The following is a 24,021-nucleotide window of genomic DNA, read 5'->3' as shown; positions in this document are numbered from 1 at the left end:
ATTTTTAATTATAAAGGTTGAATGTTTATTTATCACATAATATTAGGCTTGAACCAGATTTAGCTAATGCATAATGGTATTCCACACTGAATCAAAGTAAACACCCTTACTTTTGTTTATTTGATTTTACCTGCTTTATAAAAGTATTTAGTTTGGTATGTGACTTATTTATTTTCGAATAGAGGAGTTATCCAGCAAAAAAAACTGCCCGCAGGATTTCCCGCAGACAGTTTTTGAATTATTTATCAGCTGGCTCTTCTTCAGCCATTTCTTCAGTTACTTCGTTCTTCTTGTTGACCCCATTGCTTTCTGCTTTGTAATCGTACTTTGAACGATCAACCGGTTCGAAGTTTTCCGGTGTGTAGAAGCGGAGAAGATCTCCGTTTACGACTTTATCAGATAGCGCCAATTTCTGCTCGGCACTTTCCTGAAGTTTTTTCGCTTCTTCAAAACGGCTTTCATCCAGCAGTTCACCAGTTGTTGAGTCATAGAACTTTCCGTCAACAGATGAAATGGTTGGACTCATGAAATCTCCGTTACGGAAAGGAACAAGATCATCATGCTGTTCTGATAATAAGTCTGTACCGAATTGCAGATACTGTTTAGTATCAATGCCAAGCAAGTGCATCAATGTTGGCATCAAGTCGATCTGACCGCCAAATTCATGGTTTACCCCGCCTTCCATGCCAGGTACGCGGATGAATAGAGGCACACGCTGCAGACCGGCACTATCGAACGCTGAAATTTCCTTGCCTAGCACTTGTTCCATTGCTTTATTATGGTTCTTGGAAATACCATAATGGTCACCATACATGACAATCACTGAGTTCTCATACAGGCCGGAAGCTTTAAGCTGCTCAAAGAACTGTTTAAGTGCTTCATCAGCATAGCGGGCTGTCTGGAAGTAATTATCCACTGATTTGTCACCAGTAGTATGAGGCTCAATTGTCGCCAGTTCCTGATCCATATGATAAGGATAGTGATGGGACACAGTAATGAATTTAGAATAGAACGGCTGTTTAAGTGACTTAAGATACGGCATGGATTGTTCAAAGAACGGCTTATCCATTAGACCATAGTCAGCCATGTTTTCTGGTTTTAAATCATAATATCCTGCATCGAAAAAGTTGTCATAGCCAAAGGATTTGTAAATTTCGTTACGGTTCCAGAAACTTCCCGAGTTACCGTGAAAAACTGCAGAAGTATAGCCTTTATCCTTCAGAATTGCTGGTGCTGCATTGTAGGTATTCATGCCCTTTGTTGTAAAGGCAGAACCCTGCGGCAATCCATATAGGGAGTTTTCAAGGATAAACTCAGCATCAGCTGTTTTCCCTTGTGCAGTCTGATGGAAGAAGTTATCAAAATACGTTGTATTTTCTTCTTCAATCAGTGAGTTCAAAAATGGTGTTACTTCTTCACCGTGCAGTTCATAGTTCATCAAGAATGTCTGAATGGATTCAAGGTGAAGGTAGATCACATTCATGCCTTCCGCTTTTCCGAAGTACTTCGGGTTCGGTTCAGCATAATTCGATTTTGTAAAGTTGATGACTTCGGTTGTATCACTGCTATCCGCCATAACTCTTTGCGCGGATGCCTTCGTGCTTTGTACTGCATCATAAATCGTATAATTGTACATGCCTAAATACTTAACAATGTAATTGCGGTCAAAACCTCTTGTCAAAAGTTCAGGGCGGTCTGTTTCAGCCAATCCCAGGTTTGCAAATGAAATGGCCAGAGAAGCATAAATTAATGCTGCTGATCTGCGGCGCGTCAAATCCTTTGTTTCCACTTTTACAACTTTAAATACAAGCAAGCCGGCAAGCACGATGAAATCAAGGAAGAAAAAGATATCAGTCGGCTGTAATAATGAGCTGATGCTTCCGCTGACGTCACCAAAGTTCTGTGTCTGCGTCAAAGTCGGCAATGTAATAAAATCATTAAAAAAACGATAGTACACTGCGTTCGCAAACAGCAGGAACGATAGCAAGAAATACATTACCATCAAGGCGATATATTTTCTTCTGCCTTTGAAAAAGAATGCAATTCCTAAAAACAGCAATGAAGACCCCAGCGGGTTGATGAATAAAAGGAAATGCTGCAAGGCACTTTCAATGCCTAAGTTAAATTGTGTCATTTGAGTAATATACGTTTTCATCCAGAGCAGAAATACTGCTAAAAAGAAAAAGCCAATATATTTATTTAATATATCCTGACTTTTATGAAGTAAAGTATTCAAAATCATACACCTGCCTTCTAGCACTTTATTCTAACATACTTTGCTAGTAATTTAAAAATCTTATGTTGGCAATCAGCCCAATAATTATTAGTTTACCTGATAAATATTAAGAATCTATGAACATCCAAAAAAGCACTGCACAAGAATATAACTATACTCGCATTTAATAAAATGTCAAGCATGTCCAGATTAAATGCTCTTTTTATGACTATTAAACAGAGTAAGTGCAGTTCACAGCCTAAGCTGGGTGTTGCCCATTAATAAATGCTGCACGTCTATATAGACGAATGAAATGCCATTTGGTTTCACTTTTTATGTAAAAACTTATAAATCTAATTTTTCAAGGAAGGAGAAAAATCAGACAACAGCCAATATATATGAAGAATGTAAACGAATTATACATAAAGGCGGAAATTCCTATGGACCAAAAACAGCAAATAACGAGTATATGGACATTCTTGCTGAGGGCAATTATTTTAATGGATGTGTTTTTGCCTCCCATAAAGTCAAAGTCATCCTGAATGAAGGATATGGACTATCAAGCTATCAATATGCCATTGAAAACACTCCTATTACCAAATTCCGCATTGGGTCTTTGACAAATTCATTTACGGCAGCAGCTACTCTTCTGCTTCACCAGCAAAAGAAGCTGAATCTGTTTGATATGATTCATACTTATATTAATGATTTTCCTGCTGAAAAAGGTGTGACCATTCAGCACTTATTAAGTCATTCATCAGGCGTAGCCGATTTTACCTTTTCTCCTGAATACTGGGAAAAATTCATGCGTCTGCCCTCCAGTCTGGAAAAATCCATCAATTGGATTAAGAGGAAGCCTCTGCAATTTCAGCCCGGTAAGGACATGCAATACAGCAATGCAGGATATTTACTGCTAACTGCTTTAATTGAAAAAGTTTCAGATTTACCCTATGAACAATTCCTCCTGGAGAATATTTTTAAACCTCTTCAATTAAAAAATACAGGAATTGATAATGGCCGTAAGATTGTAACGGACTTGGCTTCCGGTCATTCGGTCTGGGAAGAGGCCATTCACCCAGAGTATGTCGCTATGAGCATCCCTCAGGGAGCATATGGAATGTACAGCACTGCAGAGGATTTATTTAAATGTACAGAAGCTTTGCAGAATGGTTTGCTGCTAAACAAATGTATGACATCAAAAATGTTCACTGCCAACCCTGGAGGCTATGGGTATGGCTGGTTTATTAACGGCGAACAAGGGACAGCGAGACACTCTGGGGATATTAATGGCTTTACAAATGAACTGTTAATGAACTTTAAAGAGGATCTGACTATCGTCATCTTGAGTAATATGAATATCACTCCAGCAGACAAAATCTGTGAGGATCTATACCGCATCACTTTAAAAGAAAAGGTGCGAATGCCTCAAAGGTTAGCATACTCAAACGATCCCGTTCCCTGGAGAATGCTGACAGGAGAATACCGGGCGCATGAATTATATGCTGCGGTCCATTGGGGGGGAAAATAAACTATTTGTGACTATGCCAAAAAAATATGGGGCGTTATATAAATATGAAGTAAAACCCATTACCATTGCAGATGACAAAGTATTTTTCAAAATGAATTTTATAAATGAAGATTTTATTTTCGATTTGAAAGGTCAATGCCTCGAGATTGTGGATGTATATGAGCAAAAGCAGACACTGAAAAAACAAACCGCACTTATTAGCTAAGTGCGGTTTTAGTTTACCATAATATTATTATGTTTTTTACCATACTGATTTAAATTCTCCGGATTTTCCTGTGTCACTTGCTGTAAGTATCTCAATATTTTCGGTTACCTTTGTTGTATAAGTAAAATCCCCATAACAGTATGGATAGCGGAAATTATTCTTGTCGCCTCCGCAATTATAAATTTCCGGATTTTTTTCGGCCTGTTTGAGTGAGAATTCTTTCGCGATTTCTTCACTGTGTTTTCCGCCCTGATCTGCAACAAAGTCAATATATCCGATTCCCATATTGTAGGCCTGGATAACGGCAGGAAAGTCTACATTTTTCTGACTGCCATAATTTAGTGCTTTCTGAAAGTGTTTAACACCCTGCTTAATGCTTTGTTCCGGATCCTGAATGGAATTCGGGGGCAATCCAGCTGATTCCGAAGCCTGCATCGGGTCCCCGCCCTTCCCTTTGCTTTCCTGCTGCATGATCGCGGCTAATACGAGAGTATATTCTTCAAGGTTAACTTCCTTCAATTCCTTCTGAAGGATCGGCGTATAATTCTGAACATCCCTTGACACCGTATTAGGCAGTAAGGATACCGCTGTTTCCTTAATATTAAGCTGCTTGAATTGATCAAATAAGACAAAAATCAGAACCAAAAAAAATAACAGGAATGCTACATTTGATCTGCGTTTTGTACGCTTTTTGCTTTTTTTGCGTTTCATTGCTGCTCTCCCGGTTTCTCTATTATTTCAGATTATCATTATAGCAGAAAATACTGATATTTTAATAGGAATAGCTCCTTTAGAGAAGACCGGAAGAAGGTTTTCCGGAAAGTTCGGTTTTTATCATTGGTTTTTATCTGCCTGAATTTTGGTTTAACCCAGCATTTAAATTATATCGGTCAGTTTGCTTACACCGGCTTTCTGCTATACATACCAAATGAAGTAACTGAGCCTTCCTGTCTCCGCTGATTACTTCTTCCTCTTCACCATAATTCCGGCCTCTTCCTCAAGAGGCTTAATGACTGCCGACATATCCTGATCGCCATGGCCTTGCTCAGCGGCTGTCTGGAATGCTTTTTCAGCCAGTTGCCCGGTAAATTGGTTTAAGCCGGCTTCCTGTAAAAGCTGGTTGGCAAGCCGGACATCCTTGTGGACATATTTCACAGCTCCTCCTGGTGTGAAGTGGCGATCGAATACGTATTGTTCCATATGCCTGCGCAGGATTCTGCTGTCGCCATAGCTTGTCTTCAGCACTTTTAAGAGCTGTTCGGAATCCAGCCCATAAGCAGATCCGGCTACCATTGCCTCTGATGCAGCCAGAGAGTGAACAGCAACAAGATACTGATTAATCAGCTTGGCAATGCTGCCTGAACCCGAAGGTCCCAGATATTCTATGGTGTCACCGAGCATCTCCAGTACCGGCTTAACTTTTTGAAAAGCCACTTTTCCGCCGCCTGCCATGATCGTTAATGTCCCGCTTTCTGCTCCTTCAGGACCTCCGCTAACCGGACAATCCAGATAACTGATCTTTTTTGCATCTGTCATCTCAAAGATAGTTTTACTCGTGTCTGCCCCTACCGATGTGAAGTCAACGCATATCGTTCCAGGCTTGGCACTTTGAATGATCCCCTCTTTACCTGTATAGACGTTCAGCACATCGTCTGGCATAGAAAGACAGGTACACACGACTTGACATTGGCTGGCCAGATTGCTGATCGTTTCCGAATAAAAGGCACCCAGATCAATAAGGGGCTGTGCTTTTTCAATTGTCCGATTATGAACGATGACGTGAAAGCCATTGCCCAGGAGGCGCTTGGCCATCCGCGAGCCCATTACTCCTGTTCCAATAAATCCAATCTTCATGATATCACCCCTTTCTGCCAGGCAAAACTCTCTTCACTTCTGCCTTGCGGATTATATTCAAGACCAATTAAGCCTCGATAGTGTTTACTCAAATATTGAAGAATATCGGTATAATTCATTTCACCTGTCCCTGGCTGCTGTCTGCCCGGATGGTCAGCAATTTGCACATGCGAAACCAGCTCAGCGTATTTTTGATACATGGAAAGAGAATGGCCATAAATTCTTTCAATATGGTAAAAGTCGAATTGAAGCTTCACATTCGGCAAAGCGACACGATGGATTATGTCTGATGCCTGATGGATATCATTTAAGAAATAGCCAGGCATGTCGAATGGGTTGATAGGCTCAATTAATAGGGTTATCTCATGCCTAGACATTGCAGTGCCCGCATAAAGGAGATTTTCTATAAATACTTCCAGATTATTGTCTGGGTGTATCCCCGCCATACAATGTATCTTTTTAACTCCAAGGCCATTTGCATAACGGATCCCCCTTTCAACTGATTTTCTAAATTCCTCTATACGTACGGGGTCTGCTGCCAGGCCACGGTCCCCTTTTTCCCATTGACCTGGCGGCAGGTTAATTAAGTCCATCGATAACTGATTTTGCTTAAGCTCTGCTTTGATTTCTTCTATTGTAAATGTATATGGAAACTGGCACTCCACATAAACAAAACCAGCTTCACGGGCTTTTTTAAACCGCTCCAAAAAAGGAACTTCTGTAAAAACGGTTGAAAGATTAACAGAATATCTATTCATGATAGCCTCCTGGAATAGGGTTATTGTTAATAAAATGGTCTTTTCTCATAGATTGTTGTTTTTGGTTTTGAAATCAGCGGGGAGGACGTAAGCCTCCTGCTGGAGTCAAGTGACCTCAGCTCCAATCAACTCAGCAAATTAAACGAAGGTATTTAGAAAGAAGGAGACTTCACAAAAATAGCCTTTAAAACACGCAGAACTTTAAATATCTGATCCTGTTGAAGGCCCTTTTAGTTCATAGCCATTTGCAAAGTACTGTATCGTTTCTAGCTCATTGCCATTCAGTTCACGATTGACACTGGATTGATAGGCATTCTTCATTTCTTCCATTTGTCCTTCGAATTCTTCTGTTAGTCTTGCTGCCTTCCTGAGCATGGCCGTTTCCACCTGGTACTCTGCCTTTGAGATGGCCGTCCCGTGGGACAAAATATATGTATCTGCATCAAACTGTTCCAGTGCATCCAATAGCTGAAGCACACAGTCTGCTGTGTAATTCCATTTACTTGCGTAAAGATTCGCGTAAATCGCATCGCCGAGAAATAATATTTTTTCTTCTTTTATATATACCACCACCGAGTCTGGAGAATGGTCCCCGCCGACTCTTTGCAGTTGGCAGCTCACACCGCCAAGATCGATTTCAAGAATATTCTCAAAAGTGATATCTGGAAGTTTAACCTTAATGCTTCGATCATTACCATACTCGTTCTTAATAGCGCTCGCGCAAAATTCTATTTCGATTCCGCTTTTCACACGTTCATCCAATGCCTCATCTGTCCATTGGTAAGGGATTAGCTTTTCCATTTCAGCTTTGGTGAGATTAGAAGCAATAGATGGAATATCCAGTGCAGGCAGGCCGAAAATATGATCCCAGTGCCAATGAGTCAGGACCACCATCCTCGGTGAAGGTATTCGCAGTTTCTCCAGCTCGCTTAAAAACAATTGAGCATGTGCTTCAGAATTGCCTGCATCAATCATCAAAGTCATTTGATCCCCGACCACAGCCCCTAAAATAGGACGGTCAGTTTCTGAAACAGGAGTTTGATACCAAACCCTGTGCTTAAGTTTTTCTAAAGTTTGCATAAAATCCTCCCTCCGATTCTTTTGTACATTAATTCGTTAAAAGTGAATAGAATCCTTTTTCTCTATTATATAGAAAAAACTGCTCAATACTTGAGCAGCCCCATTTTATGATTAAGATTCGCCTTTATAAACAAAGTAATCAAAATCGGCAAATTGATTTTGGCCGGAAGTGTCCTGACATTGCATGCCGACGAATGCACCTGTAAAAAAACCGCCGCCCTTTATGTAATCATCCGATAATTTATGGGATTGGAAAGGAACTGCAAGTTCTGTCCAGTTCTCACCGTCGAATGAATAAGAATAATTATATTCATGGATATGGACATTTACACGAAGGTAAACATATTTCACTTCTGCCGGGATTTCAATTTCACTCCCTTTTAACGGCTGGGAGAAAGTAAAATTATCGCATGACACCAATTCCAGGATTCGTCCTTTATCTTCATCCCAGCTGACCTGGCATGACGTCCAGTTTTCAGTATTATAATAATTAACGAGACCGGCAGATTGCTGGAAGGTTTCGGGCTCAAATGCCACCTTTGTTTCAGCAGTAAAAGAAAAGTGCTGCCATCTTCTCGCTATGAAGGCCTGTGTAAATTTGGATGTTAAGCTTTCTTTCCCATATAACCGAAGATGGCCAGGGTTATCCTTCAAAGAAACAATATTCTCACCGAGCGGAATCCTTAAATTCTGGAAATGCAGGTTTAGGGTTTCACTATCAAAATCGTCTTTTTCCGGAAAATCTCTTCCCCACTTTACTTCCTTAATCTTTGGCCCTTCTATTTCAAGGGCAGGCTCGTTCCCGCCAGTTACATAAGGCCAGTCATTCTTCCATTCCAGCCTTTGTATGGCAGTCTCCCTTCCAAGAGGACAATAACCGCGCGGGTCAAGTAAAGGATGACCCTCTCTTGTTAAGGGGCGTCCTGTAAGATGGACAAGAAACCACTCATCTGTGTGAGTTTTTACCATTGAAGCGTGACCTGCCTTTTGCAGAGGGTTCCTCGGTGACCCGAAAGATGAAATGAGCGGATTTTCAGGGTGTACTTCATATGGCCCCCTTATGTTCTTTGATCTCGCAATGGTGGCCTGATGATCATATTTAGTTCCGCCTTCAGCAGTCAGCAAATAATAATAACCATTGATTTTATACAAATGCGGAGCTTCTGTCAGTTTGATATCAGTCCCCTTGAAGATGACCTCCGCTTTCCCTTTCAGCTTTTGCTTCTGTACGTCATATTCCTGCAAAGCGATTCCGTAAAAGTTGTGATGGCCGGCACGGTGATCCCACACCATGTTGACCAAATATTTTTTTCCGTCCTCATCATGGAACATAGAAGGGTCAAAGCCTGAACTATTTAAATACACAGGATCAGACCATTCCCCTTCTACGCTTTCACATACTGAAAGGTAATTATGGCAATCCTTCCACTGGCCATCCACCACTTTTACATCCGTATAAATAAGCCAGAACCGGCCATCGTGATAGGATAAAGCAGGTGCCCAAATCCCGCCTGAATCCGGACTTCCTGTCATATTCAGCTGGCTTATCCGGTTTAATGGCCTTGCAGCCAGACGCCAATTTTTCAGATCCTTAGAATGATAGATTCCAACACCGGGAAACCACTCAAAAGTGGAAACAGCAATATAATAATCTTCTCCCACCCGGCAAATGCTCGGATCAGGATTAAATCCTGTTAAAATCGGATTGCGTATAAGTGCCATTTGACCATACCTTTCATTTTATTATTCCTTAAATATGTCTGCTTAAGCCCGAATGCCTGAACTGTTCAGGCTGCCGGTGCTTTTGCCTCGCTTCAATTTTCCTAAAACTGTACATTCCCCCATACATCAAAATCCATGTAATGGAAACAGCGCTAAAGAAGGGAATAAATGCAGGACTGTACAAAAGCAGAAAAATGATGGATCCGGCAGAGGCTGCTATGATCAGGGTAAGATGCAGGTTAAGGATCCCAAGTAAACATGAATTTTTTATATATTCGCTAACTCTTAAATCGTAATGTACATAAACCGGAAAAAGATACATCAGAGTAATGAAATAAAGAGCTGATATAATAAGCAGCAGTACGAAAAACATCAGCTGCAGAACCCCTTCTAAGCCATTTACAAAATGCAAATCCAAAAGAATGAACCCCGCGCAGATGACAAGTATGAAACCAAGCAAATTAGATTTAGTAAATTCCTTTTTATAGATTGATAGGAAAGTATCCCAAACAGGCACTTCTGTCTCTTTCATCTGCCACTTGCGGACGATAGTGAAGAGGGATACGGTTGCAGGCATGAAGCCAAATACGATTAGCCCCGCCATCGTAAATAACAGCCAGAGCAAGTTAACATAAGCAAGCTTCATGATCCATTCACATATTGTAAATAGCTTGCCCAGCATATTTTGCATGTTTGTCACCTCCTCTGATTCAAATCATTAGCCTTTAACCGAACCAGATGCTATTCCCTCAACGATGCGATTGCTTAATATCAGAAAGGCAATTAATATTGGCAGGATGCTGATGACCAGTGTGGCACCTATAGCACCCCAATCCGTAGTATACTGGCCAATGAAATTCTGGATTCCAACTGTAAGTGTCTTAAAGCTATCCGAACTGATAAATGTATTCACAAATACAAATTCATTCCAGTTGTAAATCATATTAATAATCGCAGCCGTTGCCATTACCGGCATCGTCATAGGCAGTGTGATTTTAAAGAAAATATGATGGATGGATGCACCATCCATGACTGCTGCTTCTTCTACCTCCCTTGGCAAAGCTTCATAGAAGCCCAGCAAAATCATAATGGTGATTGGAAGGTTGAAAGCTGTGTAAGTTAGAATAATGGATAGCGGATTATCAATCAGATTGATATTGGTAAAAGTGCTGAATAAAGGGATCAATGTCGAATGGACCGGTATCATTAAACCGACCATAAACAGTCCCAGCACCAGCCTGCTGCCTTTCCAATGCATTCTCGTAATGGCAAAGGTAACCATGCTGGCTAAAACAACAGTCAGAATGACAGCTGCAAGGGTGTACGTTACACTATTTATAAAATAGAGGCTGATGTTTCCTTCCGTCCAAACCTTTGCGTAATTTTCCCATTTAGGGTTTTCCGGCAATGAGAATGGAGACATATTGAATACTTCCTGGTTGCTTTTCAGGGAAAAAAGAAATAGCCAGATAATCGGGAAAATCTGAAACACGGCGACAAGAACCAGGAACACATACATGATGCCATATGCTAAACGGTTCACAATCGGTTTTGAGACAAGCTTTGTGTCCAGTCCATTTCCTATGCGTGGGGCGCCATCAGGTTTTACTGTTTCCATACATTTTCCTCCCTTCCATTAATAGATATCTTCATTAGCAGCTGTAAATCTGCGGATGATGTAAGTAACAACAAGACAAATGACCAGCAGGAAAAATCCGATGGCACTCGCATATCCAAAGTCAAAACCCTTAAATGCTTTCTGATACATATAAGACGCCATTACTTCGCTTGCTCCATTCGGACCGCCTCCGGTCATGACATAGATCAGGTCAAAGTATTTCAGCGAGCCTACGACTGCTAGAACAATTGTTACTTTAATTACATTCATAATCAAAGGGAGCTTTATTTTAAGGGCAATCTGCCAGGGAGAAGCCCCATCAATTCTTGCTGCTTCAATAAGTGATTCAGGAATATTTTTTAATGCTGCATAATAAATGAGAATATAAAAACCGGCGTATTGCCATATAATTGGTATAATGATGGCATAGAGTGCGAGATTGGCATCCGCTAGCCATGCAGGCGGATCTTCAATGCCGATAGCTACTAACACTGTGTTCAGCATGCCATTTGAAGGGTGGTATATCTTCATCCAAAGCTGTGCAATTGCGACTGATGCCAGCAGCATGGGGATCAGGTATATCTTCCTTAATAAATCTGCACCTTTGATTTTACTGGCGAGGATAATGGAAATGAACAAGTAGCCGATCAGACTTAATGCAGAAAACAGGGCCAGCAAAAAGGAATGCAATGCACTTTTCCAAAAGAGTGCATCTTTCATCAGTACCTTGTAATTCTTTAGGCCGATGAAATCCATTTCTCCAATGCCATTCCATTTCATTAAACCAAAGTAGCCTGTCTGTATAATCGGCACATAGATCAGCGCAAGGACCAGGAAAAGGGCAGGTGTGATGTACAGTGCGATGACTTTTTTATTGGAAAGCACTTTATTCATTTCATTTCAGCTCCTTCCTGTTAGAATTAGAAAGGATATACCCCAACAGCAGATATATCCTTTTTTCGGGAAGGCTGTTAATTCCCTTCCTCAGCCTTAAGAGCCTCTTCATGCTGTTTGGCATAATCAGCTGGTTTTACTTCATTGCCGAACAGTGATTGGATAAGGTTTAAATGTGTTTCTGCAACCGAAGCACTCATTTGGACATCAGCAAATAAGGTTAAGCTGCTGGCTTTATTTAACTCATTTAAAACATCAATATACAGTTCCGGAAGATCCACTTTACCGGTATCAACCTTCGTGGCAGGAATTACACCCGCTTTTTCAACAGATTGCTCTCCCCATTTTTCAACAAAGAACTTTACAAATTCTTTTGATTCATCTTTAACCTTTGAATTTTCAGCTACGAATAACCCTACTCCCGGGCCGCCCACCCAGCTGTCGATATTTCCTTTGCCTCCGTCAACGGTCGGGAATTTAAAGAATCCAACCTTTTCCCTGAAATCCTGCGGAATTTCTTCATTCGTCGTAAAATTAGGGAGCTCCCAGGTTCCCATTAGATACATTGCAGCATTGCCGTTCAGGAACTCAGCCTTTCCTTCGTCATTTGAAAGTCCATTATAGCCTTTATTAAATGCGTTCTCTTTGACAAGGTTTTGAACTTCTTCAGCAGCTGATACCAGTGCCGGATCTTCGAACGAACCAGAGCGGTCAATGGCTTTATTAAGAACTTCAGCCCCTCCAATTCGGTCTGCCAGGTACATGTACCACAAGGATCCTGTCCAGCGGTCTTTATTTCCAAGTGCAATCGGGGCAACCCCGTTGTCTGTCAATGTCTTAACAGCATTTTCAAACTCACTGTAAGTGTGGGGTACATCAAGATCATATTTCTCAAAAATTTCTTTATTGTAGTAAATAGGTGCAATGTTCAGCTCAAGAGGCAAACCATAGGTTTTTCCATCGAGAGCGTAGGCTTCCGTAGTCCCGCTTACAAAAGATTCCTTCAAACCATCATTCAGTACATCATCCAGCTCTGCAAATAGATTGCCTTTCACAAATGGGGTCATATATCCGGCTGCCCAGGTAAACCCTACATCCGGCAATTCATTAGAAGATGAAAGAACTTTGATTTTATTTTTGTACTGTTCATTTTCCAGAACTTCGACTTCAATTTTCACATCTTCATGCTCGGCTTCATATTGTTCAATAATATCTGTAACAATCTGATTTTGCTGCTTGGAGCTTCCTGCCGGCCATAAGTGCATGAATTTAATGGTTTTTTTGGAACCGTTTTCACCACTGGCCGTATCGGTGTTTCCGCTGCATCCTGCGAGCGCTGCTGCCAGGATCAGCACTGCAATAAGTATTAATGAATGCGCTTTCTTAAGCATTTTCCTAACCCCCTATTTCTTAATTATTCTAACAATTCTAATGATAACACCACTAAAAAATCGCGGTAAGGTAACCGCGATTGGGAAAAATTCCACTATTTTTAGATGGGAGTTTCATCAAGTTCGGTCAGCTTCCGGTATTTGCTTGGGGTCACACCTTCCGAGTCTTTAAAAAGTTTAATAAAGTACTTGGCTGTTTGATACCCGGCCTGCCGGGCCACTTCATCTATTGGCAAATCCGTGGTTATGAGCAGCTTTTTCGCCAATTGCAGTCTTTTTCTTGTCAAATATTCACTAAAAGTAATGCTGGTCTGCTCTTTAAACATCGCACTAAAATAACTGGCATTCAGATGCACTGCATCAGCGACTTCTTTGAGAGAAATTTGTCCCGGAAGGTTTTCGTTCACATAAGCAATGGCCTGTTTGACAGATGAATTTACATACTCTTTTTTTGCTTCCAGCTCAAGCAGGCCTTGGTCTGCGACTTTTTCCAAATAATCTGCCCTGACCATATGTTCTTCCGTTTCAAGGGCTTCTTCAATTGCCTTTATAAGACTTTCCTTCCGCAGTGGTTTGACCAGATAGTTGAGAACACCAAGCCGGATGGCTTCCTGGGCATATTCAAAATCAGGATAGCCTGAAATTATCATGACAGCCGGCTTGTATCCTTGGTTTCTGATGTTTTTCAGCAGTGCCAAACCAGTCATTTCTGGCATGCATATATCTGTAATAAGCAGGTTCACTCTGGTCCTCTGGAATAACTCTAAAGCTTCCTGTCCATCAGCTGCGCTTAGAATCTCAAGTCTCCCTGCTGACCATCCTTCCAGTGTCTTTTTCAGCCCCTGTCTTGTTGTCTCTTCATCATCCACTATTAAGATTATCTTTGTATTCACCTTTATTTCCCTCCCCCGCAGGTATTACGAACACAACTTTAGTGCCTGAACCCAACTCACTTTCCAGATGAAGACCGCCAAGGGAATAGGCATCATAATAAAGGCTGAGCCTTTTGTTAACGTTTGTCAGCGCCATCCCAATCCCTTTAAATGAAGAAACATTCTCTTTTTTTATCTCCTCGTTTAACTGATGAAGCTCTATCTGATCAATCCCCGGGCCGTTATCCTGCACCGTGATTTTGACCGAGTCCCCACCGGCTGATTCTTCTAATTTGATAAGGACAGTTCCTTGTATTCTCTTATTTTCAATTCCATGCTGTATAGCATTTTCAACTAATGGCTGTATAATCAGTTTTGGTATTTTCACACCAAGGAGCTTGGGCGGTGCAGCAATTTTCCATAACAGTCTTTCGCCAAGCCGCATTTTCATTAGGCGCATATACCGTTCAATATGATCAAGTTCATCATGTATGGTAACCCATTCAGCAGATCTGCGATTCCCGATTGTATATCGGAAAAGTTCAGACATTGAAATGACAATCTCAGCCAATTCCTCTTCCTCTTTCTCCTCCAGGGACCAGTAAAGTGCGTTTAGAGTGTTGTAAAGAAAATGCGGATCAATTTGGGCCTGCAGTGCCTTCAGCTCCGTTCGGGACCGAAGCAATTCTTTTTCATAAACAACCTGTATTAAGTGGTTGGTCCTTTCAACCATTTTATTGTAGGTGTTATTTAATTCAATAAATTCAAGTGAGGAATTACTCTCAGGATTCAGTTTTAATTCATCCATTTTGGCATTTTTCATCGTATTAGTCAGTTTTTTAATCGGTCTGGTGATCATGGTGGCAAGCACTATGGAGGAAATGACAAATAAAAAGAATCCAATGGAAACTGCTAAAATGATTACTGCTCGAACTTTCGTAACGCCCTGCAGCAGAAAACTCATCGGCTTCAGGATGACAAAAGTCCAGCCTGTCAGAGCTGACTTTTCAGTAACAGCCATATATTCCTGATCACGGATCATAATCGATTTTTCCTCTTGCTGGATAATGCTTTTTATGTCGAGTCCATAATCATAAGTAATGGGTGTTAAGTCGCGATCGAGAAGCATCATATAATCGTTTTGTCCGTTTTCTTCACTATTGCCCTGAACCTGAAAATAACTGTTGGAAATACGGACGACAAGATAACCGCCATTCGAGAACCAGCGATCCATAAGACTGACTCTCCGTATGGCTGCAGAATAGCTGGTGTTTCCCTTATCCTTCCCAGTCCAAACAAGCTTCCCCTTTTCCTTGTCAGCGGCCTTCACCCACTTTGAATCGATTACTTTAAAAATATTTTTCCCATCGAATGGATAAATCCTTTTGCCTTCTGCATTATACAGTTCAATTGAAGATATTCCATCTGAGTAGGCATATGTATTATTGATGATTTTTATCAGGGATTCCAATTTTCCATAATCCATGCTTTCCCCTTCAAGCATCTTTAGCAGCATTTGCTGAACAGTGCTATTGGTCATGAGCTGATTAGTCAGAGTATCAATCTGTTTATAAAGCGTTTCCATTCTGCCGTTGGCTTCTGCAGCGGTTTGCTGAACCTGGCGTTCCGCATTTTGCCTGAAAAAGCCGCCTAATTGGTCATAGACAACGAGTGAAACAAATGCCAGGACAAACAGCATGACGCTTAAAAACACTGCTAAAATCTGGTTTCGCAGTGTATTGAATTTTTTTAAAGAAGAAAGAAAACTCTTCATATGAATCACCTATTCTCAGGTTATCTTATATATTTATTTAAATATAGCAGATTTAAAGCTGGATAACATGAAAACCCTTACATTAATTTATTTGGGCTTACATCCTCCATTCTCCTTTTTGAAAGTATGCTAGCATTTTATTTATGGAGAATAAATAGAAAAACTGCTCAATATCTGAGCAGCCCTTGTTCGGAAGTTATTCTATTTCAACGATCATTTCAATTTCTACAGGGGCTCCGCCTGGAAGGGAGGCAAGCCCCACAGCTTTGCGGGCATGTCCATTTTCCTTGCCGAAAATGTCATGAAGCAAATCTGATGCAGCATTAATGACTATAGGATGATTTTTAAAGCTGCTTGTTGAGGCAACGTATCCATCCATTTTGATGATTCTTTTTACTTTATTTAAATCTCCAATGATCCCTTTAATGGCTGACAGCAAATTCAGCGTACAAATTCTTGCTGCATCCTTTGCTTCCTCGATTGAGATATCTTCCCCGACAATTCCTGCATATTTTTGCGCGCCATTTACCCTGGGTGTTTGTCCGGATAAAAAGACTGTATTGCCCGAGATAACGCCCGGTTCGAAAGGCATTCGGATATCAGCCAATACAGGGAGCTGGATATTCAGCTCTTCCAGTCTTTCTTCAATTCCCTTTTTTACCCCTTCCATCACTATGCCTCCTGGGAAACACTTTGTTTTAATGAAGAATATAGTTGTTTAGTGAATTTAAATGAGCGGTGAGTATAATAGACTTTGGCGAAAGCTTGATTTTCACAAAGTGAGCATTTGATTTCATATGGAGCTTTTCGAATATGAGGAGTTTTTAATATTTGCATGGCTTCTTTTAAATGTGTGCTGCAAACCCACATAATGTCACCTTCTTCTATTTTATTGGGATTCTATATACTATTACATTCTGTAATGGGCAAATGACGTTATTTCATCCATTACAGAATGCAGTATTCGCAATCTCATTTTCCTGTTGTAACGGTTTGCTTTAATTTATCCGGCTTTCTCTTTTTCACCTGATCTGTAACTTCATCGTCCCATGAAATGGTGATATCCCCGTCTGTAACGAATGTCTGGCAGCCTAAACGATAGCCTTTCCCCAGCCACTCTTCTCCCAGCTTCCTTCTTTCCTGGATTTTTACGTTGTCCAGGTATTCTGCTCCTTCTTCAGTTTTAAAAACACAAGTACCGCAAATTCCTCCGCCGCAGCGATTTGGCAGATCTCCATCATAGCGGAGCGACATTCTTAATATATTAGAATCCTCAGGCACTTCCAGAGTTTTGTTGCTATTGACAAAATGGATGTTTGGCATGATTGAATTCCTCCCTGTGGTTTCGTTTCTTAGTTCTTGGTATACAATATACCATATAAATAATATTCAGACAATACTAAACTTTTAAATATTTTATTTTAAGTTATTACTCTAATCCCGTAACTGCAGCACTGCTTTGCCCTTGACCCTTATGCATTTTCCATAGTCGACATTCTTTGAACATATCCCCATTGGTTTCTTCTCCCTCTAAAGAAATGGCCAGTTCGGACTGATTTCTTCCTCTTCTGTCCCGAAGGTGGCCCAAGTTCGGACTCACGCCCTCCGGTTTCTTTCTCTTCTGTCCGAAGGTCGCCCAAGTTCGGACTCACGCCCTCCGGTTTCTTCCTCTACTGTCCGAAGGTCGCCCAAGTTCGGACTCACGCCCTCCGGTTTCTTCCTCTACTGTCCGAAGGTCGCCCAAGTTCGAACATTATTCCTATGGTTCCTTGCTCTCCTGTCCGAAGGATGCTTCATTATTTTCTTTTACTTTCATTCATAAACGTTTTGCTGTTGAAATTTTAGCAGGTCCCTCTTTTTAACACTGTTTATATACGCCATGTAGGCTTTCTTCGAATTTTCAATATGAATCCTCATCAAGTATTCAGCTATTTCGGCATCTTTATCGCGCAGTGCCTTCATTATATCGATATGTTCTTTTAATGAGTCCTTCCTTCTTCCTGGTGTTTCATATCCCATATTGGCCGCCATATGAATAAAATCGATCAAGCCTGATAGGATTTCATATAGTTTTGGACTTTTAGATGCCTTATTAATCAGCCTATTCATTTGAATATGTTCGGAATTGAAGTTTTCTTCATCCTGTTCACTTAGCTCCATTAGTTCCTTAATTTTGAGATCCAGTTCTTTTTGTGTACTTGTATCCATTCTTTGTGCTGCCAATTTTACAGCCAGCACTTCCAGTGAAGAGAGAATCGTAAATACCTCCAATACTTCATCCTCTGAGATATTGGAGATGACAACCCCTTTTCTGGGAACTGTTTTCACGAAACCTTGAGATTCCAGCCTGAACAGAGCCTCCCGAATCGGTGTGCGGCTAATGTTTAGCTTGGCTGCAAGTTCTCTTTCTACCAGTCTGTCTCCTGCCTGGTATTCTCCTTCTAAAATGAGTCTTTTCAGGTACAAATACGCATGTTCGCGTATAGATATTAAGTTGTTTTCCTCCCATGTTCTATCCATTTTTCCACCTCCTATTTTTATAACTTAAGATAAAAAGATTCCTCCATAAAATAAAGCTCCAAATATAACAAGCGAAGGATGAACCTTGAATTTAATTAATGTTAAATAGCTAACGGCTGCAAGAAGCACAAGATGCAGCATTCCGCTGTTTTCAAAGGCTGTCAAAAAGAACTGGTAGGCCATGACAGCCAGGAGGACAGCAATGATCGGCTGCACGGATTTGGTCATTAGCTTTACTTTAGGGGAATCTTTGAATAGATTAACAAACTTAAACAGGACGATGACTGCCAGCGCTGATGGCAGGATGGTAGCTGCCAAAGCCACTGCCGCCCCTAAAACCCCGCCTAATTCATAGCCGATGAATCCAGCCATTTTTGTTGCAATGGGACCCGGCAGCGCATTGGCAATGGCGAGAACATCCCCAAATTCAGTGAGTGTCATCCAGCCATTGTTGTTCACTACTTCTATTTGAATGAGCGGGATCGTTGCGGGTCCCCCTCCGTAACCCAATAGATTTGCTACAAAAAATGCCCAAAAGATCTCCCAATATATCATGAACTTTTCTCCCTTACTGGCATGTACTCTTCAATTGCCTTTTTATTCGCCTGCTCCTTCCGATGGGCAATATAAAATGCTGTGCTTAAGACTATCGCAATTAAAATACCGGGATGCCATTCCAAAAACTGAACAAATACCAGTGATACGGCAGCCAGCATAAGATTTTTTGGCAGCCCTAAGCCCTGGCTGCCTTTCTGGTAGAAACGATAGGCCATCTCTGCCAGCATAAAGCCAATGACTGGTGTCACTCCCTGTACCATTCCGCTGACAATCGGGGACTGGCGAAAAGAGTATAAAACGCCAAGCAAGGCTAGCATGGCAATAATAGAAGGAAGGATATGAGTAAGGATAGCTACTGCGGCACCCATGCTGCCTTTGACTTTGTAGCCGATATAGGCAGCCATTTTCGTTGCAATCGGTCCTGGCAGCGTATTGGCTAATGCCAGAATCTCCCCGAATTCCTCCTCCGTCATCCATTTATATTTCTTAACTGCTTCAAATTCAATCAGCGGTATTGTCGAAGGACCTCCTCCATACCCTGTCACGCCGGTGCGTGCAAATCCAATTGCCAATTCAAGATAAGGCTTCATGCGATCCTCCCCTTATTTAGGTGTTATTGACTGAAGAAGGACCTCATTCCGCTACCTATTAATAACGAATGAGGTCCCTTTCTATTATTTTTTAATATCTGCTTCGGTTACAACTTCATAGCCGTCTTTTTCCACGTGGGATTGAAGGGCTTCTAATGCAGCGATACCAACAGCCGTATCCTGCTCTCCATTTCCTCCGCTGATGCCGATTCCGCCAACGACTTCCCCATTAACAACAATTGGGAACCCTCCGACAAACACAGCAAATTTGCCATTAAGCATATGCTGGATGCCAAATGCCTCATTGCCTGGAAGGGCAGGCCCGTTCGGTTCTTTATTGAATAGATGGGTGGAGCGTTTATGGCCGGCTGCTGTGTAAGCCTTGGCAATTGCAATTTCTGGCCCGGTGATTCTTGCTCCATTCATGCGCTCCAGGGCAATCACACTTCCTCCGTCATCGACAATTGCAATGGTTTCAAAGACATTGATTTCCGCTGATTTTACCTTTGCTGCTTCAATCATCAATTTTGCTTCTTCCAATTCAAGTTTTAGAGCTGTTTTCATCATCATTCTCCTTCTGATTTAATAGCCAATATAAACGGTTTTCACTTGAGTGAAAAATTCCAGGCCCACTCTTCCCGATTCCCGGAACGTAGCGGTGCTGGATTGCTTTAATCCGCCAAAAGGTGCATTGATTAAGTTGCCGGTTGTTGTCCGATTCACTTTTACCGTGCCTGCCTGAATGTCTTTAGTAAACCGGCTGGCTGTTTTTAAGTTATTTGTCACAATGGAAGCAGACAATCCATAGTCAACGTCATTGGCAATCGCAACGGCCTCTTCATATGTATCTGCCTCGATCACGGCAATGACAGGTCCAAAGATTTCTTCCTTGGCAATGCGGTGATTTGGCTTAACATTAGTAAAAATGGCCGGCTGCACAAAATATCCTTTTTCATATTCACCTGATGTGAGGTGCTCACCGCCATATGCTAGTTCCGCACCGTCTTCTTTGCCAACCTCAATATACTTCAGGACATTTTTCAGCTGTCTTTCATTTGCAAGCGGGCCGATCTTAACTCCTTCTTCAAACCCGCTGCCAATTTTAAGGGCGCTTGTTTTTTCAATCAATTTCTCCAAAAATGCATCTTTTACTTCGTTCATCACGATCACTCTGCTTGTTCCTGTACAGGCTTGCCCGGTTAAAGAAAACCCGCCATTCACTGTTAATGCAGCGGCAAGATCAAGGTCAGCATCTTCCATAACTAGAAGCGGGTTCTTTCCTCCAAGTTCCATTTGAGTGCGGGTGGTGAAAGAGCATTTGCTATGGATGTCCTCTCCTGCAGCTGTTGAGCCAGTGAAAGTGACAGCCTTGACTGCAGGATGGGTGACCAGTAAATCACCAACATCAGATGCCTTCCCAGTAACAAAGTTCAAAACGCCATTTGGTATACCGGCCTCGTGCAGCGCTTCAACAAGCCGCACGGCAATCAGAGGGGTATCTGAAGAAGGTTTGAACACCACTGTGTTTCCAGTAATTAATGCCGGAGCAATTTTTCTCGCAGCAATGGAGATTGGAAAGTTCCATGGCGTGATCACACTTACCACTCCAAGCGGCTCTCTTTCTGTCGAAACTCTCATATTTGGATCATCATTCGGGAAGGTTTCACCTGTGAAGCTTTGTCCCTCGACCGCATAATAGCGAAGTGTCTGTGCGGAGCGCAGCACTTCATTTTTCGCATCATTGACATGCTTTCCTTCTTCCCTAGTCAGTTCTTCTGCATATTGGGCAGCATTTTCTTCGAGATGTGCTGCGGCCTTGTTTAAAATGGCAGCACGCTTTGATGGAGCTGTCTTTGCCCAGCCAGGGAAAGCTTCACTGGCAGCTTCAATTGCCTCTTTCACATCGGTTTCAGTGGATGCCTGAAAAACGCCGACAACATCTTCTGTATTTGCAGGGTTCACACTATAAAACTTCTTTTGGCTCGCGGATTCCTGCCACTCACCATTAATATAGTTATTGAATGTTTCTACCTTTGTTGTAATCAAACCTATCACCTTACTCTCTGTTAATTTCTCTCTTTCCTGAGACAACTTCTCCTATTATAGAAAGAGCCGCCACATAGACCTCGAAGGACAAGATTTAGTGTGACGGCCTGGATATTACATATTATTTTGCTTCTACTAAAGAACCAAGATCTTGTTCAAGATATTCCCTCCATAAGCCATCCATGTACATACGGCGCATTTTCGCACCTGTGCGGACTACTTCAAGGCAGCGCTGCTGTAATTCAGGAGTATCTGCATGGTCCAAAACGATTTTGTAGCCGCGTTCTCCATGGATTTCATCGGATACGATATGAAGATCGAAGAATTCGATTTCTTCATCCGTGAATCCGTATTGTGCACGGAGAGCCGGAGTCTGCTTTCGATAAATGTCCGGAACCTGGGATTCCAGGCCGACAACTAGAGCAGCTGTTGCTACAACGAAGTTTTCACGGGCAGCTACTGCGTAGCACCAGCTTTGCAGGCCTAATGTTGTTGGAGCCATGTTTTCTGGATTGATTACTCGTTCGCGGGTTGTTCCACATGCTTCCGCAAAGCGAATCAGCAAGTCTGTATGGCGGTCTGCCGCAATTTCTTCTTCATACATGTTTTGAAGTGTGAAATCTTTTGCTGCTTCAAATTTTGGATCGGTTGGAGTGTTGTGATAGATGTATGCTAAGTAGTCAGCAAAAGGTCCAACATAGTGGTAATGGTTTTCTGCCCATCTGGCAAAATGCTTTCTTTCCAATTTTCCTTCAGCCCAAGCTACAGTGAATGGAGCTTTCTGGCTATGGTTTCCTTTAATGGCTTCCTCTAGTTCTTTGCGAAATTCATCTTTCGATAATAATTCTGGCATGTGTAAACTCCTCCTCGAAATTTATGTAGCCTATTGGCACTTGATATTTTGTATACCAAAACTTATTAAAAAATAATAGGTTGCTAATTTACAACCTTATATTACCTTGTTTTTTTGGTCTTTGGTATACCTTAATGAAATCATAACCTATTCTTTTTGAATTGTAAACATAATTTTTAGAATTTTTTAAAGATTAATTTTTATCGTATGATAGATTGTAAGTAACTAATAAAGCAGCTCTTCTTTAAGATCAAGCAGCTCGGAAAGTTCTGCAGACAGATTATCCAGGGCTTCTTCAACGATTTGCTCTCCGATTTCCCTGCTCCCTTGCCGGCCATCACCTATACAGCCGTTTCCAGTCATTTCTTCATAGAAGTAAAATCCCTGGACAGCTTTCCCAGGCCGGAGCCTTTCCCATCTTCCGCCTTCCTTGATATCTCCTTTTTCCAAGAGGTCCTCTCTTACCAGTTCAGGAGCAAGATACAGGGCTTCAGACACTTCCCGTTCGCAGCTGTGGCCAAATAAAGGGGATTTTACATATTTCCCGATAGATCCCTTTGCAGATGACGTGGTCTTTGCATAGTAGACTTCTACTTCCAGTTCCTTGGTGATAGTCATGGCGGCCAAATTCAGTGTAGATTGGTTTCCGCCATGTGAATTCAAAAATAAAAACTTCTTGATTCCATGCTGTTTCAGTGAGGAAACCATGTCTGTAAGAATGGCAATCAAAGTTGAAGGCTGAAGTGTTATTGTACCGGGAAAATGGATGTGATGCTCGGAAACCCCCATGTTAACAGTCGGCGTCACAATAGCATATGGGAACATTCTCTGCCCCAGTTTATTAGCCATTCTCTCCGCAAGCACCGCATCACAGCTTTCGGCCATATGTGGACCATGCTGCTCATGTGCTCCAACAGGAATTATGGCAAACTCTACTGTGTCTAGTGATTTCTCGACTTCCTTCCAAGTCATTTTAGTAAGATCATAACAATTCATTTCTTGATACCCCGCTTATTTTAGGTATTTTGTATACCAATAATAAATAAAAATAAAAAACTATTTTGTAATAACTGCAGTAGTCTTCTTAGGGGGCTTTACAGAGATGTTTTCCTGGGATATTTCAATGTCGTTTTGGATCGTCATTTGACAGGTTAACCGATACCCTTCTTTCACTTTGTCGCCAAGCATTTTTTCTTCCTTCCAATTTGGCGGAGCGAGATCATCTCCCCCATTTAATACTATGCACGTACATTTTGTGCATCTTCCCATGCCGCAACCATATTTTAATTCGGGAAACTGGCGGATCCCTGCAAGGACAACCAAATTGGCATTATCCTTTACCTGCTTTTCCACAATCTCTCCATCCACATGAAGCGTTACCTTCGGCATAATATTACCCCTTTCAGTTAATTCTAAAGATTTTGATACTTTTTCAAAGTATACAATCTTTCGGGAAGATTAGCAAACTCGTTTTTTATTTTTTTGTGTTTGGCGGATATAGGTAGGTGTCTCTTACTGGATTAACTACGATTTTCCTTTGAGT

At 41.5% G+C, this 24,021-nt stretch carries 25 protein-coding genes; 2 read left to right on the top strand and 23 right to left on the bottom strand.

The window, feature by feature from the left end; translation table 11 throughout:
• Positions 1 to 238 precede the first annotated feature (238 nt).
• Positions 239 to 2,242 carry an LTA synthase family protein gene (locus tag A361_RS11570; protein WP_019382751.1) on the bottom strand — a complete coding sequence of 668 codons (2,004 nt, stop codon included), beginning with the start codon at positions 2,240 to 2,242 and terminating at the stop codon, positions 239 to 241.
• Between the two features lie 286 nt (positions 2,243 to 2,528).
• On the opposite strand from A361_RS11570, the gene A361_RS11565 reads away from it, so the two are divergent.
• A complete protein-coding gene (locus A361_RS11565; protein WP_019382752.1) occupies positions 2,529 to 3,743 on the top strand; it encodes a serine hydrolase domain-containing protein in 1,215 nt (404 codons plus the stop codon).
• A 13-nt stretch (positions 3,744 to 3,756) separates the two neighbouring features.
• The gene (locus A361_RS11560) at positions 3,757 to 3,948 is read left to right on the top strand and encodes a hypothetical protein (protein WP_236888065.1); all 192 of its coding nucleotides are present in this window, start codon (positions 3,757 to 3,759) and stop codon (positions 3,946 to 3,948) included.
• A 36-nt stretch (positions 3,949 to 3,984) separates the two neighbouring features.
• Here A361_RS11560 and A361_RS11555 read toward each other — a convergent pair whose 3' ends face one another.
• The 22 genes from A361_RS11555 to A361_RS11450 form a co-directional block, all read right to left on the bottom strand.
• The gene (locus tag A361_RS11555; protein ID WP_009330429.1) at positions 3,985 to 4,659 is read right to left on the bottom strand and encodes a lysozyme family protein; all 675 of its coding nucleotides are present in this window, start codon (positions 4,657 to 4,659) and stop codon (positions 3,985 to 3,987) included.
• A 249-nt stretch (positions 4,660 to 4,908) separates the two neighbouring features.
• Positions 4,909 to 5,802 (bottom strand): NAD(P)-dependent oxidoreductase, encoded by an 894-nt coding sequence (locus tag A361_RS11550; protein ID WP_019382754.1) that lies wholly within the window; start codon positions 5,800 to 5,802, stop codon positions 4,909 to 4,911.
• Positions 5,799 to 6,560: a hydroxypyruvate isomerase family protein gene (locus tag A361_RS11545; protein WP_019382755.1), complete on the bottom strand. Its 762-nt coding sequence runs from the start codon at positions 6,558 to 6,560 to the stop codon at positions 5,799 to 5,801. The genes A361_RS11550 and A361_RS11545 overlap by 4 nt, the downstream gene beginning before the upstream one ends.
• Before the next feature lie 201 nt (positions 6,561 to 6,761).
• Complete coding sequence (locus A361_RS11540) at positions 6,762 to 7,640, bottom strand: MBL fold metallo-hydrolase (RefSeq protein ID WP_019382756.1); 879 nt, start codon at positions 7,638 to 7,640, stop codon at positions 6,762 to 6,764.
• A 111-nt stretch (positions 7,641 to 7,751) separates the two neighbouring features.
• On the bottom strand, positions 7,752 to 9,362 hold the full coding sequence (locus A361_RS11535; RefSeq protein WP_009330433.1) for a glycoside hydrolase family 43 protein: 1,611 nt from the start codon (positions 9,360 to 9,362) through the stop codon (positions 7,752 to 7,754).
• Positions 9,363 to 9,390: 28 nt separating this feature from the next.
• Positions 9,391 to 10,053, bottom strand: a complete 663-nt coding sequence (locus tag A361_RS11530; protein ID WP_019382757.1) for a YesL family protein — start codon at positions 10,051 to 10,053, stop codon at positions 9,391 to 9,393.
• Between the two features lie 27 nt (positions 10,054 to 10,080).
• Positions 10,081 to 10,980: a carbohydrate ABC transporter permease gene (locus A361_RS11525; RefSeq protein ID WP_019382758.1), complete on the bottom strand. Its 900-nt coding sequence runs from the start codon at positions 10,978 to 10,980 to the stop codon at positions 10,081 to 10,083.
• Between the two features lie 18 nt (positions 10,981 to 10,998).
• The gene (locus A361_RS11520; protein WP_019382759.1) at positions 10,999 to 11,874 is read right to left on the bottom strand and encodes a carbohydrate ABC transporter permease; all 876 of its coding nucleotides are present in this window, start codon (positions 11,872 to 11,874) and stop codon (positions 10,999 to 11,001) included.
• A gap of 77 nt (positions 11,875 to 11,951) precedes the next feature.
• Positions 11,952 to 13,265 (bottom strand): extracellular solute-binding protein, encoded by a 1,314-nt coding sequence (locus tag A361_RS11515; protein WP_019382760.1) that lies wholly within the window; start codon positions 13,263 to 13,265, stop codon positions 11,952 to 11,954.
• A 101-nt stretch (positions 13,266 to 13,366) separates the two neighbouring features.
• Complete coding sequence (locus A361_RS11510) at positions 13,367 to 14,158, bottom strand: response regulator transcription factor (protein ID WP_019382761.1); 792 nt, start codon at positions 14,156 to 14,158, stop codon at positions 13,367 to 13,369.
• Complete coding sequence (locus tag A361_RS11505) at positions 14,127 to 15,911, bottom strand: sensor histidine kinase (RefSeq protein ID WP_019382762.1); 1,785 nt, start codon at positions 15,909 to 15,911, stop codon at positions 14,127 to 14,129. Before A361_RS11505 ends, A361_RS11510 begins: the two co-directional genes overlap by 32 nt.
• 196 nt (positions 15,912 to 16,107) lie before the next feature.
• Positions 16,108 to 16,581: a RidA family protein gene (locus A361_RS11500; RefSeq protein WP_019382763.1), complete on the bottom strand. Its 474-nt coding sequence runs from the start codon at positions 16,579 to 16,581 to the stop codon at positions 16,108 to 16,110.
• Positions 16,582 to 16,883: 302 nt separating this feature from the next.
• Positions 16,884 to 17,234, bottom strand: a complete 351-nt coding sequence (locus A361_RS11490; RefSeq protein WP_009330441.1) for a 2Fe-2S iron-sulfur cluster-binding protein — start codon at positions 17,232 to 17,234, stop codon at positions 16,884 to 16,886.
• Between the two features lie 106 nt (positions 17,235 to 17,340).
• Entirely contained in the window at positions 17,341 to 17,511 is a 171-nt protein-coding gene (locus A361_RS29915) for a hypothetical protein (RefSeq protein WP_157380155.1), read from the bottom strand.
• Between the two features lie 212 nt (positions 17,512 to 17,723).
• Complete coding sequence (locus tag A361_RS11485) at positions 17,724 to 18,431, bottom strand: GntR family transcriptional regulator (protein WP_019382766.1); 708 nt, start codon at positions 18,429 to 18,431, stop codon at positions 17,724 to 17,726.
• Positions 18,432 to 18,455: 24 nt separating this feature from the next.
• Positions 18,456 to 18,986, bottom strand: coding sequence for a chromate transporter (locus tag A361_RS11480; RefSeq protein ID WP_019382767.1), 531 nt, complete (start codon positions 18,984 to 18,986; stop codon positions 18,456 to 18,458).
• Positions 18,983 to 19,579, bottom strand: coding sequence for a chromate transporter (locus A361_RS11475; protein WP_019382768.1), 597 nt, complete (start codon positions 19,577 to 19,579; stop codon positions 18,983 to 18,985). The genes A361_RS11480 and A361_RS11475 overlap by 4 nt, the downstream gene beginning before the upstream one ends.
• A gap of 84 nt (positions 19,580 to 19,663) precedes the next feature.
• The gene (locus A361_RS11470; protein WP_019382769.1) at positions 19,664 to 20,143 is read right to left on the bottom strand and encodes a GlcG/HbpS family heme-binding protein; all 480 of its coding nucleotides are present in this window, start codon (positions 20,141 to 20,143) and stop codon (positions 19,664 to 19,666) included.
• Positions 20,144 to 20,161: 18 nt separating this feature from the next.
• On the bottom strand, positions 20,162 to 21,634 hold the full coding sequence (locus A361_RS11465; protein ID WP_082919433.1) for an aldehyde dehydrogenase family protein: 1,473 nt from the start codon (positions 21,632 to 21,634) through the stop codon (positions 20,162 to 20,164).
• Between the two features lie 112 nt (positions 21,635 to 21,746).
• A complete protein-coding gene (locus tag A361_RS11460; protein WP_019382771.1) occupies positions 21,747 to 22,478 on the bottom strand; it encodes a TenA family transcriptional regulator in 732 nt (243 codons plus the stop codon).
• Between the two features lie 225 nt (positions 22,479 to 22,703).
• Positions 22,704 to 23,474: a creatininase family protein gene (locus A361_RS11455; RefSeq protein WP_009330448.1), complete on the bottom strand. Its 771-nt coding sequence runs from the start codon at positions 23,472 to 23,474 to the stop codon at positions 22,704 to 22,706.
• A 60-nt stretch (positions 23,475 to 23,534) separates the two neighbouring features.
• Positions 23,535 to 23,867 (bottom strand): 2Fe-2S iron-sulfur cluster-binding protein, encoded by a 333-nt coding sequence (locus A361_RS11450; protein WP_009330449.1) that lies wholly within the window; start codon positions 23,865 to 23,867, stop codon positions 23,535 to 23,537.
• Positions 23,868 to 24,021: the final 154 nt, after the last annotated feature.

Source organism: Cytobacillus oceanisediminis 2691 (genome assembly GCF_000294775.2).
In the GTDB taxonomy this organism is placed as follows: Bacteria; Bacillota; Bacilli; order Bacillales; family Cytobacillaceae; genus Cytobacillus; species Cytobacillus pseudoceanisediminis.
This window is presented reverse-complemented; position numbering and strand designations above follow the sequence as displayed.

Excerpts from the sequence above, each read along its gene's own strand:
- A361_RS11560 (WP_236888065.1), top strand. The coding sequence starts at position 3,757 with ATGCCAAAAAAATATGGGGCGTTATATAAATATGAAGTAAAACCCATT.
- A361_RS11520 (WP_019382759.1), bottom strand. The coding sequence starts at position 11,874 with ATGAATAAAGTGCTTTCCAATAAAAAAGTCATCGCACTGTACATCACA.
- A361_RS11480 (WP_019382767.1), bottom strand. The coding sequence starts at position 18,986 with ATGATATATTGGGAGATCTTTTGGGCATTTTTTGTAGCAAATCTATTG.
- A361_RS11525 (WP_019382758.1), bottom strand. The coding sequence starts at position 10,980 with ATGGAAACAGTAAAACCTGATGGCGCCCCACGCATAGGAAATGGACTG.
- A361_RS11545 (WP_019382755.1), bottom strand. The coding sequence starts at position 6,560 with ATGAATAGATATTCTGTTAATCTTTCAACCGTTTTTACAGAAGTTCCT.
- A361_RS11485 (WP_019382766.1), bottom strand. The coding sequence starts at position 18,431 with ATGGATAGAACATGGGAGGAAAACAACTTAATATCTATACGCGAACAT.
- A361_RS11570 (WP_019382751.1), bottom strand. The coding sequence starts at position 2,242 with ATGATTTTGAATACTTTACTTCATAAAAGTCAGGATATATTAAATAAA.
- A361_RS11515 (WP_019382760.1), bottom strand. The coding sequence starts at position 13,265 with ATGCTTAAGAAAGCGCATTCATTAATACTTATTGCAGTGCTGATCCTG.
- A361_RS11460 (WP_019382771.1), bottom strand. The coding sequence starts at position 22,478 with ATGCCAGAATTATTATCGAAAGATGAATTTCGCAAAGAACTAGAGGAA.
- A361_RS11475 (WP_019382768.1), bottom strand. The coding sequence starts at position 19,579 with ATGAAGCCTTATCTTGAATTGGCAATTGGATTTGCACGCACCGGCGTG.
- A361_RS11500 (WP_019382763.1), bottom strand. The coding sequence starts at position 16,581 with ATGGAAGGGGTAAAAAAGGGAATTGAAGAAAGACTGGAAGAGCTGAAT.
- A361_RS11540 (WP_019382756.1), bottom strand. The coding sequence starts at position 7,640 with ATGCAAACTTTAGAAAAACTTAAGCACAGGGTTTGGTATCAAACTCCT.
- A361_RS11455 (WP_009330448.1), bottom strand. The coding sequence starts at position 23,474 with ATGAATTGTTATGATCTTACTAAAATGACTTGGAAGGAAGTCGAGAAA.
- A361_RS11565 (WP_019382752.1), top strand. The coding sequence starts at position 2,529 with ATGCCATTTGGTTTCACTTTTTATGTAAAAACTTATAAATCTAATTTT.
- A361_RS11470 (WP_019382769.1), bottom strand. The coding sequence starts at position 20,143 with ATGAAAACAGCTCTAAAACTTGAATTGGAAGAAGCAAAATTGATGATT.
- A361_RS11555 (WP_009330429.1), bottom strand. The coding sequence starts at position 4,659 with ATGAAACGCAAAAAAAGCAAAAAGCGTACAAAACGCAGATCAAATGTA.
- A361_RS11490 (WP_009330441.1), bottom strand. The coding sequence starts at position 17,234 with ATGCCAAACATCCATTTTGTCAATAGCAACAAAACTCTGGAAGTGCCT.
- A361_RS11550 (WP_019382754.1), bottom strand. The coding sequence starts at position 5,802 with ATGAAGATTGGATTTATTGGAACAGGAGTAATGGGCTCGCGGATGGCC.
- A361_RS11505 (WP_019382762.1), bottom strand. The coding sequence starts at position 15,911 with ATGAAGAGTTTTCTTTCTTCTTTAAAAAAATTCAATACACTGCGAAAC.
- A361_RS11450 (WP_009330449.1), bottom strand. The coding sequence starts at position 23,867 with ATGCCGAAGGTAACGCTTCATGTGGATGGAGAGATTGTGGAAAAGCAG.
- A361_RS11530 (WP_019382757.1), bottom strand. The coding sequence starts at position 10,053 with ATGCAAAATATGCTGGGCAAGCTATTTACAATATGTGAATGGATCATG.
- A361_RS11535 (WP_009330433.1), bottom strand. The coding sequence starts at position 9,362 with ATGGCACTTATACGCAATCCGATTTTAACAGGATTTAATCCTGATCCG.